This is a genomic window from Geobacter sp. FeAm09, assembly GCF_008330225.1.
Lineage (GTDB): Bacteria > Desulfobacterota > Desulfuromonadia > Geobacterales > Pseudopelobacteraceae > Oryzomonas.
This window is the reverse complement of sequence record NZ_CP042466.1, coordinates 1787243-1802074: the sequence shown is the minus strand read 5'-3', so window position 1 is coordinate 1802074 and position 14832 is coordinate 1787243. Positions and strand designations below refer to the sequence as shown.

The window sequence follows — 14832 nt, the reverse complement described above, 5'->3', positions numbered from 1 at the left end:
GCACCGTACGTCCGTGGTGGTCATTCGTGCAGGGTATCGCCTGGTGGCAGACTGCCGGCGTATCCGCCCGATGGCTGACACGCCGGTTCGCCCATGGAATTATGCTTGAGTTTTACGGTATCTCAGCTACTATCGAACCCGAATCCAGCATTCCACCGGGGAGATACAGCATGCCAAAGGTCCTGATTCCGTTAGCCGAAGGTTTTGAAGAGCTTGAAGCCGTTACGGTCATCGACGTGCTCCGCAGGGCCGGAATCGAGGTTGTGACGGCCGGCCTGCATCCGGGGCCGGTGACCAGCGCCCGCAAGGTCGCCGTCATACCCGATACGACCATCGATACCGCCAGGGCCGACGACTTCGACATGATCGTCCTCCCCGGCGGCCAGCCGGGCAGCGACAATCTCAACTCGGATATCCGGGTAGACAAGCTCCTCAAGGATTTCCACGAGGCCGGCAAACTCCTCGGCGCCATTTGCGCCGCGCCGATCGTGCTCGCCAGCGCCGGCCTGCTCCACGGCCGGCAGGCCACCTCCTACCCCGCCTACCGGGAAAGGCTTGGCGGAGCATACTATCTTGACCAACCCGTGGTGACCGACGGGCGGATCATGACCAGCAAGGGTCCGGGCACGGCACTTCCCTTTGCCCTGGCCATCGTTTCCCGGCTGGCCGGCAACCACGCTTCGGAAGATGTCGCCAAGGCCATGCTGGCCGGCGCTGCCATGGATGACGAGGTATGGGATCAACGCCTGTTCAACAGCACCATCCAGGCGCTGGTGGGAGCCCTGGAGTTGAAGGATACCTATACCCAGGGGCATGCAAAACGGGTTACCGAATACTCCCTCGGCATCGGCTCCAAACTGAAACTCTCCGAGACCAAGCTGCGCGACCTGTACCTCGGCGCAATTCTTCACGATATCGGCAAGATCGGCACCGACGACGATGTGCTCAACAAACCGGAGCGGCTCAACCTGCGCGAGGAAACCCTCATCCGGGAACATCCCCTCAAGGGCACGCTCTTCATCGTGGGGATCGAGAGCCTGAGCCATATCGTGCCCACCATCCTGCATCATCACGAGCGCTGGGACGGCAGCGGCTACCCCGCCCGCCTCAAGGGTGAGCAGATTCCGCTCCATGCCCGCATCGTCAGCATTGCCGACGCCTTCGATGCCATGCTCTCCGTCCGCTCCTACCGGCCGGCCCAGACCAAGGAGGCCGCCATCCGGGAACTGCAGGAACAGAAGGGAAGCCAATTCGACCCGTTCCTGGTGGACGTCTTTATCGAGTGCCTGAATGAGTCGCCTTTTGAAATCAAGGACTTCAGCTATTACTTTTAGGTTGCAGACAGCGCCGGGCAAGGAAGGCGAGGCTGAAAAAGGCCAGATTGAGCAGTACGATCATCGCACTGGTGGGCAGGTTGGTGGCGAAGGACAGGAAAATGCCGACCACGACCGAACAGCCCCCCTGAAGGGCGGCCAGGACAACGCAGGACTTGAAGCTGCGGGCCAGTTGCAGGGCCGACACCGCCGGCAGGATCAGGAGCGACGAGATCAGCATGATCCCCACCAGCTTCATCGCCAGGACCACCGACAGGGCCGTCAACGACACCAGCACCGCATTGATGGTTGCGGTCCGTATGCCGGATACCCGGGCCAGTTCCTCGTCAAAGGAGATGGCGAGCAGGTCGTTGAAAAAGAGGGACAACAGCAGTATCACCACGCAGAACAACACGGCGGCAATGCCCACCTCCTGGGAGGTTATGGAGAGGATATTGCCGAACAGGTAGCTCAGCAGGTCAACGTTATACCCTCCCCCGCGCTCGCCAGAATGATACCCGCCGAAATCCCCAGCGCCGACACGATGCCGATGGCGCTGTCGCCGTTCAGGCGGGCTTTTTCCGTCAGCTTGAGGATGCCCAGGGACGAGAGCAGCACGACCGGCAGCGACACCAGCAGTGCCGAAGCGGAATAGAGCTTGAGCGACAGGGCGATGGCGGAGCCGCCGAAGGTGACATGAGCCAGGCCGTCCCCGATGAGGGAAAGCCGCCGCAGCACGAGGAACACGCCCAGCACCGAGCAGAGCACGGCGATCAGCGTTCCCGCCAGAAGCGCCCGCTGGATGAAACCGTATGAGAGTATTTCGATATAATTCATGGTGAACTAATGCCTGTGGCACATCAAGTGTTGGGAATGTTCCCCGAACAGGTCCGACATGTCCGTGGAGCGGCAGAACTCCTCGAAATTACCGTAAAAGAGCATACGCTTATCCAGATACAGCATCTTCGAGGCGTATTTCCCTATGGCGCCGGTATCGTGGGTCACCAATAGCACCGTAACCTGCCGGGAACGGTTTATTTCGCCCATCAGCGCATAAAAACGTTCGCGCATCTCAGGGTCCAGGGCTGCGGTCGGCTCGTCCAGGATCAGCAGATCCGGGTCGTTGACCAGGGCGCGGGCCAGAAGAACGCGTTGCTGCTGGCCGCCGGAAAGCTCGCCGATCAGTTTGGAGCGCAGGGTTTGGATATCCAACTGCTCCAGGACGGTATCCACCTTCGCCCGGTCGGCAGCGGTCAACCGGCGGGGGAAGCGCTTCAACGACAAAAGGCCGAGGCCGACCGTTTCGGCCACGGTGGCCGGGAATATGGGATTGAGCAAGTGCAGGCTTTGGGGCAGATACCCGATTCGGCCCCAGGCGTTGAAGCGGCTGCACGGCACGCCGAACAGGGAGGCGTCGCCGCCGCTGATGGCGCACAGTCCCATCAGGGCGCGCACCAGCGTACTCTTGCCCGAGCCGTTGGGGCCGACAATCCCGACGTAATCGCCCGACGCCACCGAGATGGAGATGTCCTCCAAGACCCGGCCCGTCCGATAACTGCAGCAGAGCCGCTCCGTCCTGACTATTTCGTCCGGCATGCCGTTCCCTCGCGCGGAGTGCTGCAGGTGCCGCACACCCCGTTGATTTGCAGGATATGGGACGTCACGCGCCCGCCCGAACGCTGAACCACATCGAGAGCGCCATCGCCGAGCACGCACTGGCCCAGGTCCTCGACCCGCCGGCAGGACTCGCACACGAAATGATGATGGTGCTCCTGGTTGGCGCAAAGAAAGTAGTACTGTTTGCGGTCGGCCAGGAAGATGCGGGTAATGACGCCGGCCTCGGCAAGCTCATCGAGGATGCGGTACACCGTGGGCAGCCCGACGCTGGCGACCCGGTCCCTGATGCGATGCCAGACCTCGTCGGCGGAAAGGTAGAGCGGCTCGCTTCCCAGGCAGCACATAACCTCCAGCCGCTTGGGGGTGACCTTCATCTTCAGCCGTTGGAGAATGGCGCGCCCCTGCTCTTTGTTCATGAAAGATACTCACGATTAAACGAAAATTATTTTTGTTTGTACGCGTTTTCTTCCAACAAGTCAAGGTGCTGGGCATATTCCCGGGCAACACCCACGAGCCGTAATCAAGGGCATCACCTTGCCAGATCTCGCTGTGGCTGTACAATGTATCCCAAACAGGCTGAAACGGCGCGGAACACACATTTTCATCCGGATTGTCGCCAAAAGGCTTTTCGAATATATTATTTTGGGTTAATGTTGCAACCCATTGCCCGCAGGCACATCGGCACCCATCATCAACCGTTTTTCATTGAGAGGCCATTTCGGTGTACCATCCTTTCAAAACAAGGGGACTTTGGCAGGTATTCAAGATTGTCGGCATCTATGCCGCCTTCAGCTCGCTATGGATCTATCTGTCCGATTCAGCCCTCGAATTCTTCGTCAGGTCCCCGGCCACCATTGCCAGCATTTCCATCTTCAAGGGATTTGCTTTTGTCCTTGTCACTGCCGCACTCCTGTTCCATCTCATTGCCCGTTATGTCACCGGTACAATGGAGGCGAAGCAGCGGGGACGGACCAGCGAAGAGCGATTCCAGACCATCTACAACAACATGTACGACGCCGTATTCATCAACGATGCCGGGACCGGCGGCTTCATCGACGCCAACCAGACCGCCTGCACCATGTTCGGCTATAGCCGCAGCGAATTTCTCGCAATGACCTTCGGCCACATGAGCCTCGGCACGCCCCCCTACTCTGCCGAGGAGGCGCAGGAATTGCTCCAACGCGCGCTGACCGGTTCTTCCCAAGTATTTGAATGGGTCAGCAAAAAGAAGGACGGGAGCGTTTTCCCGTCAGAGATCACCCTGTGCAAGACGACGCTTGACGACAACGGCTGCATCCTGGCCATGGTCCGGGACATATCCGAACGCAAGCGGGCCGAGGAACGGCTCCGCCTCTCGGAAGAAAAGTTTTCCACCGCATTCCGCATTTCGCCGGACTCGATCAGCATCAACCGTCTGGAAGACGGCATCTACCTGGAGGTGAACGAAGGGTTCAGCGCCATTACCGGCTATCAGCCGGAAGAGGTCATAGGCAGATCGTCCCTTGAACTGAACATCTGGGTCAACCCCGAGGACCGGGCTTGCCTGGTGCGTGAAATCAATGCCCACGGTATCGCCATGAATCACGAGGCCGAATTCAGAAGAAAGGATGGAACGATTGTTGTCGGGCAGATGTCGGCCCGCCGTATCGACATCGAGGGTGCCCCCTGTATCCTCAACATCGCCCGGGACATTACGGAGCGCAAACGTGCGGAGGAGATGCTGCGGGAGAGCGAACAGACCTTGAAGCTGCTCATGGAAGCGCTTCCCGTGGGCGTCGGCATAACGAACTACCACGGGGTCATCGAATACGTGAACAGCAGCTTCGTGAGCCACTTTGGCTACACCATCGACGATATCCCCACGACCGACCAATGGTTTCTGAAGGCCTATCCCGAACCCGGCTACCGCAAACAGGTTGCCGCAGCATGGACGAACGGGTTATCGGAAATGGCGGATGGCACTCAGGTTGTGCCCCGGGAGGCAAAAATCACCTGCAAGAACGGCACGGTGCGGCACGTAATCATCAACACCCAACTCATCCGCAACCGCGCCCTTGCCATCTTCACCGACATCACCGAACGCGAATTCACCCACAACGAACTCCTGAAGGTGCAGAAGCTCGAATCCCTGGGACTTCTGGCCGGAGGGATCGCCCATGATTTCAACAATATCCTCACCAGCATCCTGGGGAACATATCCTTTGCCCAGTTGTTCATCGATGGGGCGCATAAGGCCCGCGAACCCCTGGAGCAGGCGGAGAAGGCGGCACAACGCGCCGCCGAACTTGCCGGCCAACTGCTGACCTTTGCCAAAGGAGGCGAACCGGTCAAAAAGCCGCTTTCGGTACAACGGCTGGTGGAGGAATCCGTCTCTTTGGTCTTGCGGGGCACCGAGGTGACGGCCGCCCTTGATCTTCCTGCGGACCTGCGCATCATCGAGGCGGATGCGGGCCAGATCAATCAGGCCTTCAACAACATCGTGATCAATGCCGTGCAGGCCATGCCGGGTGGCGGGCGGCTGGCCATTACGGCTGAAAACGTCACGCTGGACGACAGCAACACTCTGGGGGTGGCAGCAGGGGAATATGTCAAACTGACTTTTTCAGATGAGGGATGCGGTATCCCGAATGAAATCCAGAAGCAGATATTTGATCCCTATTTCACCACCAAAGCGGGCGGCACGGGGTTGGGGCTTTCCTCGGTCTACTCGATCATCACCAGGCATGGCGGCCACATCTCCGTCAGTTCCGGCGCCGGCACCGGGGCTACCTTCACCATCCATCTCCCGGCAGCAGGCGCGGCGACGCCGGCCGCCGGCCGCCCGGAAGACGGTGCCGTGGCGAGCGCCCCCCCGGCCAGCGGCTCCGTCCTTGTCATGGACGACGACGAGATGATCCTCGACCTTGCCACCAAGATGCTCCATCTTTTGGGGTACCGGGTAACGACCTGCACCACCGGTGAAGAGGCAGTTTCCCGTTACCGGGCGGCACAGGAATCGGGCACCCCCTTCGATGTCGTCATCATGGACCTGACCGTGCCGGGAGGCATGGGGGGCAAGGAGACCGCCCGGGTGATTCTTGAGCTTGATCCCGCGGCACGCCTGGTGGTTTCCAGCGGATATTCCAGCGATCCGATCATGGCTCACTACCAAGAGTATGGTTTTTGCGGTGCGGTGATCAAGCCGTACCGGATGAAGGAGCTTGCGGAGGCATTGGGAGGAGCCGTCCGGCAGGGCGATGGCTTATGAATTCCTCTTTTCCACAATTTCCAGAAAGAAGCTTTCCAGGTCCTTGCGTTTCGTTTCCACCAGCGTGACCTCCACCGAATGCTGCCCGGCCAACGCCACGAATTCATTGAAGCGCGCCACCGGCACGAAGTACTCCGCGAAGGCGTCATTCCTGCGCATGACGGCAAAAGCCGCCAAAGCGTCATGATTGCCCTGGTTCAGCCTGGTCTGCACGACGTACCCTTCAATCCCTTGCCGCACGATATTCTCGACGCTGTCCAGGGCCTCCAGCTGTCCCTTGACGATCACCCCCACCCTGTCGCAGACCTTTTCCACGTCGTCGGTGATGTGGGTGCTGAAAAAAACGCTCTTGCCCCGTTTCTTCAGATCGAGGATGATCTCCTTCACCAGTGCCCTGCCGATGGGGTCGAGCCCGCTCATGGGTTCGTCCAGGATGTACAGGTCGGGATCGTGGATCAAGGTCTGCGCCAGTCCGACCCGCTGCACCATCCCCTTGCTGTAGCCGCGCATGGGCCGCTTGCGGGCATCCCACAGTTCGAGCTGCTTCAACGCCTCGTCCGTCCTGCGGGTCAGGAGGGCCTCCGGCATCTTGAAGGTCTTGCCCACAAAGCGGAGATATTCCTCGGCGGACAGGTAATCGTAAAAGGCCGGGTTCTCGGGCAGGAAACCGATTTTCGCCCGCGACGCGACGCTGCCGATCGGTTCGCCCATGATGGTAGCCGTGCCGGCCGTCGGCCGGATCAGCCCCATCAGGCATTTGATGGTCGTGCTCTTGCCGGCGCCGTTGGGGCCGAGGAAGCCGAAGATTTCGCCCTGGGCAATGGAAAGGGACAGGCCCTTGAGCGCTTCGACACGCTGGCGGCGCTTGCCGATGAATGTTTTGGACAGACCTTGGATATCAAGGGCGTTGAACGCGGTCACTTCGTTTTTCCTCCAAAAGCAAATTTGCTGGTGGTTGACACTTTGCCATCAGGCTCAAGGTAGAACTGCCCGCCATAGGGGTCGCTTGGCAGGGTTTCCAAAAAACCTGACTTGAGCAACTCAGCCACAGATAACGGTTCCCGTCCTTTTTTTCCACGAAAACGGTCGCGGGCAATCTCGATCATTCGCACGCCTTCGAAGGCATTCAGCCTTGTCTCAAAGGATTTTCGCGCGGTTTCGTTGTGTGAGGACGCAATCATCGCTCTAAGGTACCCGATAGCAAGGTTTGTCTGTCCTGACTCTTGCAGATATCTGCCCGCGAGGCTGATATGCAACTCCTGTCCAGACAGTTCTCCAGCCCTGCGGTAATATTCGGCAGCTTTCTTAAAATCCTTCAAAAAATAAGCGTGATTAAAGCCAGCATAAAACGGTAGATACCAGTCCCAGGTACGATATTTCATGCCGTATTGGAGTAAGTTGTTGGCCACCTTGAATTGTCGGGCATCCCACGTTAGAAACCCCTGTGCAAAATAGTACGCATCCATATTATATGGATCAAGCTGTACCGCCCCATGGAGCAGACGGGACATTCCCAGCAGGTCCGGTGATTCTGTGATTACCTTGCGCCCCTGAATTTTTTCAAGAACGCCGCCATAATACATCAAAACCTTCATGGACAAAGAGGCCCCGACCAACTCCTTCTGGTCAGCACTCAGCGGTTTGAGCAATTTAACGCTCGGCACGAAACCGAGCTTTTCCTCAATTGGCTTGTTACGCATATAGCTTGTGAAAGGACTGACGACCACAAGATAGACAAGCAAGCCGACTGCCAGAAGACTGACAGACGCCATATCGCGGATCATTTCAACTCCCTCCGGCTGAACGCTAATGCCGCACAACCCAATAAAATGGATGTGTAAGCCAGAAAATATGCAAAAGTCAGATACAATCCCCGTGGATCTGGAGCAATGCTATAAATGGCATTGACCTTCAGGTCAAAGCCAGTCAGGTTGGGAAGGAGATAATAGACTACCGTTGCTGCCATCTTGAAAAAAGGAGAAATGGTTGCCTGAACTGCAGATGAGTTAAGATATTCATACACCTGCTGTGTTATGCCACCGGCAATAAAAATGCAAATGGTACCAAAGATTGGTAAAAAAAAGGAAGTGCTGACTGTTGACAGCGTAATAGCCACAGCAATCAGTAGAATATATTTGAGGGTGGCGAATATGATAGCTAATGCCAGATAACCCCACATGATCGGTCGGTCGGGAGGATAGATGCCTGACGCAACCTTTATCACCAAACACGTTACTGCGCCCAAAACGGTAGAAGTCAAAATGAGAAACAGAGCCAGCCCCCAAAAGCGTCCAAACAAATAGAAACTGCGATTGACTGGAAGGCTAAGAACGCTGTAGGTATAACGCCGCTCCATGTCTCTCCAAATGGAAGTTGCCCCCAAAAAAACCGCTAGCAGTAGTAAAATGAAAGAAATAAGTGACAATGACAACGTAATGGACAGTTCCGTCACTTGACGCATTGAAAGAGATGCAGCGGATGGAATAAATAAAAATAATACCAATAGAACTGCGATCCCTAGAAAGACTCGGTCTCGGAACACTCCTTTCAAGGTAACAAGAATAACATTCAGCATATTGGCCAGGTCTCCTTGGTAAAATTGACGAGTGATACGGAAAAAAACTAATCGATACGCAAAAGCCTTACGAAGCTATAATTAACTATTCTTCACAAACGTTCTGCAAGTTTCTTGGCAGCTTCATAATAATAACAGTTTGGTAATGAATTTTGCCATGCACTCTTAAAAGATTGTTTGGCAGCAAGTTTGTTCCCCAATCGCAACTGTATCTGCCCAATCCGATAAAAGTATACCGAATCTCCTGACAATGAATGAAGTTTTTCCAAGATCACAAGCATTTCCTGACGTATTTCCCGTGACTGGCGATCATTTTTTGAACTTTTAAGCCGTTGTGCATCAATCAAGTACAGCAGATCCAGAGAATCCTTATCCTCCTTTGCTCCCCTGCTCTTCCGTTCTCCCATCAGTCTGTATGCTTCCTCAAACTTGCCGTCGTTCACAAAAACCTTGATTTTATTGATGGATGAAGGTTGGGCATCGTTCCCGCTGTTGGCAAGCAGCAACTTATTGGCCTCCTCAATCCTGCCTCTGTCACTCAAGGCAATAGCCAACTCATTTTTTGCGGCTGAAAAATCGGGCGATTTTCTTACGGTATCCTCAAATAAAGATAAATTGTCTTGCCAGATAAAAGTGCGCTTAACAGTGACAAAACCGGCACAAGACAACAAAACGGTCACGAAAAACACCATTGCCGATGCTGGCAAATGTGCTTGCAGATAGCGGACAAAAAGAATCGAGAGAGCAATGAGCAATGGGGCGGAAGCAATATACACATACCGTTCAGCAACCGGCGTCCATGTAATCTTCAACAGCGGCAGAAGAAAAGCAGGTGATACCAGGCAAAAAGCGGCAATAAACAGGTAAGCAACAGTAGTGCGTGCATACAGACAATAACAGATTCCCATGCATACCAGAAGCCCTAACCAGAAATAATGGGGCGATATTTTGACAATCCCGAAGTTAAGCGGAAGGGGTAGGATAAGTTTTTTACAATAAAAGCCAGCTGTTTTAAGGCCAACTCGAATTATATCCCAAATGCCAAACGTGGCGCCGGAACCGCCGGTCCCATTGGCCACAGTACGTAGAATCTTGTCGCCGCCGCTCAAGGCATGCCAGCGCATTAACAGATAGCCAAGACCCGACACAAGATACGATACAAAGAGAAACGCTCTCAGGCACACTGAAGGCTGACAGCTACCGTCTCGTGGAGGGAGAAGACACCACAAACAGAGTACCGGCAGAACAAACAAGGCTGTTTCTTTTGAAAGGCACCCACAAAACAAGAGAAAAGCACCCGCACCACCAAACAAATAAGATGATTGGTACGTGGAGCGAATGAACAACAAGATCGTGGAGAGAACGAATGTCCCAGCAAGCAGGTCGGTACGCCCGGATACCCAGTTAACCGGTTCTGTGACTATGGGATGAAGGCCAAACAGGAGGGCTGTAACAAATGAAAGATATGGCATATCCCAATGCCATGCTTTGGCAAACTGCCTGACAAGACAAAAAACCAGCAGGGTGTTGACAAGATGAAGCAGAACATTCTCCAGGTGCATGAAGCTTTCCTGGACCCCCCAGACAAGTTTGTCAAACAGAAACGTGGCAAATAACAAGGGGCGATAGTATTGCCCACTGCCACCGGAGAAAAATAAATTTTCAGGAGAAATGGCATCAACGTTGATCAGTTGATTAACCATTTTGACATCATCGATGGAATTGAAGGGGGCAAAGAGTGAAGGGTAAAAACAGCTCAACAGGATGGTGATGATAATGAGAGATTGATTTCTGACATTAACAGCAGCGTTTTGCACAAAGAAGCTCCAAAAAAAACGGGATGCCGAAGCATCCCGTTACGGTGTAGAAGAAGATGCTACATGGATGTCCACGATGTCATCTGGCTCGTATCCGTTGCAGAAAGAGTAGTCATCGCTGTAGCAGTAGTTGCAAGTTCATGGTAATACATTTTGGTATCTTGAGAAGAGGTGCCATACTCGCGAATCGATTGGGTATGCTTTGATGCCAGCGAATATTGGTCCGATGCGGTACTGACCAAGCAATGCATGGCAACGTTGTTCGACAGCTTGGCAAGGTCTTTGTAATTTGTACCATCGGTACTATACTGAATTGCAGCTCCCGCCGTTGCAACGAATTCAGTCCCTGCCGCCGTTGCAGCAAGAGTCATGGAAGCATTTGACATGATCATGGCGACAAGTCCGGCCAATGCGAAAATTTTTCTTTTCATTAGAACGCCCCTTTCATCGTATAAATTAATTACTGGAGATTGGTGGGATACTTCTGTGCGTCTGCCATGACGGATTCAAGTGCGGTTTTCGTGTTTTTCAAGTCACTCGACGCGGCACTGTTATAGGCCTTTTGACGATACGCGTTGAACTGCGGAATGGCCACGGCGGCCAGAATACCGATGATCGCAACAACAATCAACAGTTCGATCAAGGTGAAGCCTTTTTTGTTTCTCATTTTTTGTAGCATGTTTTTCCCCTTTCGTTGTGTTGTGTTCCATCAGGATATAATGTTGAAAATTCAAAGCTTAACTCATGCAAATCGGGAGCCAAACCCAAGACAATCATAACAAATTGATAATACAAACATATCTGAAAGGCAACGTGCTGTGGCTCCCAGAACAAGACCCAACGCGTCACCCAACCTGACAATTATTGTCACTCCACTCCACTATCCATCCCCAACTTCGCCAACCGATACCGAAACGACCGAAACGTCATGCCCAGCAGTTCGGCGGCCTTTTTCTTGGCGCCGCCGGTCTTTTCCAGCGCCTTCAGCAGATACTGCCGCTCCAGGTTTTCCAAGAGCGGTTCCAGGAACATCCCCTCGTCGGGGATCACAATCTCCGTGCCCAGGCAGGGTGCCCTACCGGCGGTAACCTGCTTGGGGAGGCTCCCTTCGGCAATGATCTCGCTGTCCAGGATCAGGCTGCGCTCGACGATATTCTCCAGTTCGCGGATATTGCCGGGAAAAGAGTAATTCATCAGCGCCTTGAGCGCCCCCGGGGAAACCGTCGCCGGGGCGTCGGGATGCAGCTTGCGGCAGAAATGCTCCACAAGGAGCGGGATGTCCTCGATCCGCTCCCTGAGCGGCGGCATGACGATCTGCACCACGTTGATGCGGTAGTAGAGATCCTCCCGGAAAGCGCCGGTCCTGATGTCTTCGTCCAAGTCACGGTTGGAGGCGGTCAGCACGCGCACATCCGCCTTGAACACCTTGGCGTCCCCCACCCTGCGGAACTCACGCTCCTGCAGGACCCGCAGCAGCTTGGTCTGCAAGAGGAGCGGCAGTTCACCGATCTCGTCCAGGAAGAGCGTGCCCCCCTCGGCCTGTTCGAAGAGACCGGGCCTATCGGCCACCGCGCCGGTAAAGGCGCCCTTCTTGTGGCCGAACAGCTCGCTCTCGATCAGGGATTCGGGGATGGCCCCGCAGTTGACCGCCACGAAGGGTTTGGCCTTGCGCGGGCTGCATGCGTGGATGGCCCGGGCCGCCAACTCCTTGCCGGTGCCGCTCTCCCCCTGGATCAGCACCGAACTTTGGCTGGGGGCGACCTTCTGGATCATGTCGAACAGTTCCCGCATCCTGGCGCTCTTGCCGATGATGCCGCAGAAACCGTCCCGCTGGGCCGCCTCCTGCCTGAGGATGGTGTTCTCCCGCTTCAACCCCTGTTTCTCCAGGGCCTTGCTGATCAGGATCTTGATCTCCTCGTTCTTGAACGGCTTGGAGATGTAATCGTAGGCCCCCAGCTTCATGGCCTCCACCGCCTGCTCCGCCGCGGTGAATGCCGTCACCATGAGCACGGCGGTGTCCGGGGTCGTCTGCTTGATCCGGGCCAAAAGTTCGATGCCGCTCAGGCCGGGCATCTGCACGTCCGATATGACCAGATCGAACAGGGAGCCGTCAATCTGGCGGAGCGCCTCCTCGGCGTTGCTCGCCACCACCACCCCGTACCCTTCCCGCTCCAGCAGGATCGCGAGGAATTCGCGCATGCTCAGTTCGTCATCAACGATCAGGATTCTGGTTTTCATGGGTCTCCTCGTCACATCTCCCAATAATTCTATCCAAGTTTCCGATTCGGAAAGGAGGGATTTTTCGTCCAGGCAAGGAAATCGAGGGATTGCGCGGAGGCGTACATCAGTACGCCGCACAAGCAAGCCCGAAGATTGACGCCGCATGGGCGGAAAAGACCCCTTTCCGGGCGGAAACTAGCCGATCCTGCGCAGGCCGTCGGCAATCCCGATCCTGACCGCCCGCCAGGTGGGAAAGAGCGCCGCCACCAGACCGACCACCAGGCAGAACAGCACATCCAGGTACAGGGTTGACCGCTCGACCTGGAATACGGGAAAAAACGCGCCCATGACCTTGCCGAACCTGGCGGCCACCGGAAAGGTCAGGACGATGCCGGTCGCACAGCCGGTCATGGCGATAAAAAGGGACTCGCCGAACACCATGCCGGCAATGTAATACCCCCTGAACCCCAGGGCCTTGAAGACGGCGTACTCGCCGATCCGCTCCCGGGCGGTCATGGCCATGGTGTTGGCCACCACCGCCATGATGATGACGATCACCACGTACGACACGATGCGGATGGCCACCACGATAGCCTCGGTCATGGAGACGAAGCTGAGCTGGAAGGCCTTTTCCGTCTCGGTCAGGGTTTCGGCCAGGGAGTTCCTGAACCGCGCATCCACCGCCAGGGAGGTTTCTGCGGCGGTCTGCGGATTTTTCAGTCCCAGGATGACGACGCCCACCTGGTCGGCCCGGCGCGAGACCGTCTTCTTCAGGGTCTCGTTCAGATAGTCCCACTGGAAGAAGAATTGACTCTCGTCGGTCGATTTCTCCGCTCCGCGATAGATGCCGCGCAGGACGAATTCCCACGTGCCGGGAAAGATGGTGCCCTTGAGCGTGATGCTGTCGCCCACCTTCCAGCCGAAGCGCTCGGCCAGCTTCCGGCCGGCCACGCACCCCTTACGGTCAAGCAGGAACGCCCGTTTTTCCTCGGGTGAAAGCACGAATTCGGGATACAGCTCGAAATAGCTTTTCGGCTCTATGGCAAAATTCGGGAAAAAGTTCTTCTCCGTGATATAGACGCCGCCGAACCAGTTGGCATAGGAAACCGACTGGACCCCCTCCACCTGCCTGAACCGCTCCAGGTAGGAAAGGGGCAGGGAAAAGCTCAGGGAGATGGCATTGCGCGAGATCAGGCGTGCGGCCGACGAGGCGTTGACCCCGGCATACCAGGCGCTGACCACCGTCCGCAACAGGCCGAAAGCCAGGATGGCGATGGTGATCCCCACAATGGTAAGCCCGGTGCGCAGACGGTGGCGCAGGGCGTTCCTTGAGAGCAGTTTAAGAAGGAACATCGCTCAGCACGCCCTTTTCCAGGTGCCTGATGCAATGGGCCTTTTCGGCGGCACGCGGATCGTGGGTCACCATGATGATCGTCTTGCCGAACTCGCTGTTCAGGCGCGCCATGAGGCCGAGAATCTCCTCGGCGGAGACCCGGTCCAGGTCGCCGGTCGGCTCGTCGGCCACCAGGATGGAAGGGTCGCTCACCACGGCCCGGGCGATGGCGACCCGCTGCTGCTGGCCGCCCGAAAGCTGGGAGGGGTAGTGTTCCATGCGGTCGGCCAGGCCGACCACCTCCAGGGCGGCCACCACGTGTTCCCGGCGCTCACGGCGGCCAAGCGGCGTCAGGAGGAGCGGCAGCTCCACGTTTTCAAACGCGGTCAGAACCGGGATGAGGTTGTAGAACTGGAAGATGAAACCCACGTGGGCCGCGCGCCAGTCGGCAAGCTCCCGTTCCCCCAGGGTGGCGATATCCACGCCGTCCACCACGATGGAACCGCTGTCCACGGAATCGATGCCGGCAATCAGGTTGAGCAGGGTACTCTTGCCCGAGCCGGACGGCCCCATCAACGCCAGGAATTCCCCCTGCTCGATATCGAAGGTGATATCCTCCAGGACCGGCACCACCTGGCTGCCCCGCCGATAGGACTTGGCGGCGTTGCGGATGCTGACGACGATCCGCCGTTCCCCGGAACCGGCCATCA

General features: G+C 56.3%; 13 protein-coding genes and 1 pseudogene. 2 read left to right on the top strand and 12 right to left on the bottom strand.

Features of this window, described 5'->3' with window-relative positions; all coding sequences use genetic code 11:
• Positions 1-170 precede the first annotated feature (170 nt).
• Positions 171-1334 carry a DJ-1 family glyoxalase III gene (locus FO488_RS08505; RefSeq protein WP_149210166.1) on the top strand — a complete coding sequence of 388 codons (1164 nt, stop codon included), beginning with the start codon at positions 171-173 and terminating at the stop codon, positions 1332-1334.
• Here FO488_RS08505 and FO488_RS08500 read toward each other — a convergent pair.
• From FO488_RS08500 to FO488_RS08490, 3 genes and pseudogenes are all read right to left on the bottom strand, one after another.
• Positions 1318-2150: pseudogene (locus tag FO488_RS08500) on the bottom strand (metal ABC transporter permease). The gene FO488_RS08505 and the pseudogene FO488_RS08500 overlap by 17 nt on opposite strands.
• Before the next feature lie 6 nt (positions 2151-2156).
• Positions 2157-2909: a metal ABC transporter ATP-binding protein gene (locus FO488_RS08495; protein ID WP_149210165.1), complete on the bottom strand. Its 753-nt coding sequence runs from the start codon at positions 2907-2909 to the stop codon at positions 2157-2159.
• Complete coding sequence (locus tag FO488_RS08490) at positions 2894-3346, bottom strand: Fur family transcriptional regulator (protein WP_149210164.1); 453 nt, start codon at positions 3344-3346, stop codon at positions 2894-2896. Before FO488_RS08490 ends, FO488_RS08495 begins: the two co-directional genes overlap by 16 nt.
• A 305-nt stretch (positions 3347-3651) precedes the next feature.
• On the opposite strand from FO488_RS08490, the gene FO488_RS08485 reads away from it, so the two are divergent.
• Positions 3652-6177: a PAS domain-containing sensor histidine kinase gene (locus FO488_RS08485; protein ID WP_149210163.1), complete on the top strand. Its 2526-nt coding sequence runs from the start codon at positions 3652-3654 to the stop codon at positions 6175-6177.
• On the opposite strand, the gene FO488_RS08480 is transcribed toward FO488_RS08485, so the two are convergent.
• The 9 genes from FO488_RS08480 to FO488_RS08440 all read right to left on the bottom strand — a co-directional run bounded on the left by FO488_RS08480 (position 6172) and on the right by FO488_RS08440 (position 14830).
• Positions 6172-7098: an ABC transporter ATP-binding protein gene (locus FO488_RS08480; protein WP_149210162.1), complete on the bottom strand. Its 927-nt coding sequence runs from the start codon at positions 7096-7098 to the stop codon at positions 6172-6174. The genes FO488_RS08485 and FO488_RS08480 overlap by 6 nt on opposite strands.
• Complete coding sequence (locus FO488_RS08475) at positions 7095-7961, bottom strand: hypothetical protein (protein WP_149210161.1); 867 nt, start codon at positions 7959-7961, stop codon at positions 7095-7097. The genes FO488_RS08480 and FO488_RS08475 overlap by 4 nt, the downstream gene beginning before the upstream one ends.
• On the bottom strand, positions 7958-8752 hold the full coding sequence (locus FO488_RS08470) for an ABC transporter permease (RefSeq protein ID WP_149210160.1): 795 nt from the start codon (positions 8750-8752) through the stop codon (positions 7958-7960). The genes FO488_RS08475 and FO488_RS08470 overlap by 4 nt, the downstream gene beginning before the upstream one ends.
• Before the next feature lie 92 nt (positions 8753-8844).
• Positions 8845-10569, bottom strand: a complete 1725-nt coding sequence (locus FO488_RS08465) for a hypothetical protein (RefSeq protein WP_149210159.1) — start codon at positions 10567-10569, stop codon at positions 8845-8847.
• 59 nt (positions 10570-10628) lie between these two features.
• On the bottom strand, positions 10629-11000 hold the full coding sequence (locus FO488_RS08460) for a hypothetical protein (RefSeq protein ID WP_149210158.1): 372 nt from the start codon (positions 10998-11000) through the stop codon (positions 10629-10631).
• Positions 11001-11029: 29 nt separating this feature from the next.
• Positions 11030-11248, bottom strand: a complete 219-nt coding sequence (locus tag FO488_RS20420; protein WP_149210157.1) for a type IV pilin protein — start codon at positions 11246-11248, stop codon at positions 11030-11032.
• 188 nt (positions 11249-11436) lie between these two features.
• Entirely contained in the window at positions 11437-12807 is a 1371-nt protein-coding gene (locus tag FO488_RS08450) for a sigma-54 dependent transcriptional regulator (protein WP_149210156.1), read from the bottom strand.
• Positions 12808-12984: 177 nt separating this feature from the next.
• Positions 12985-14142: an FtsX-like permease family protein gene (locus FO488_RS08445; protein WP_149210155.1), complete on the bottom strand. Its 1158-nt coding sequence runs from the start codon at positions 14140-14142 to the stop codon at positions 12985-12987.
• Positions 14129-14830: an ABC transporter ATP-binding protein gene (locus tag FO488_RS08440; RefSeq protein WP_149212120.1), complete on the bottom strand. Its 702-nt coding sequence runs from the start codon at positions 14828-14830 to the stop codon at positions 14129-14131. Before FO488_RS08440 ends, FO488_RS08445 begins: the two co-directional genes overlap by 14 nt.
• Positions 14831-14832: the final 2 nt, after the last annotated feature.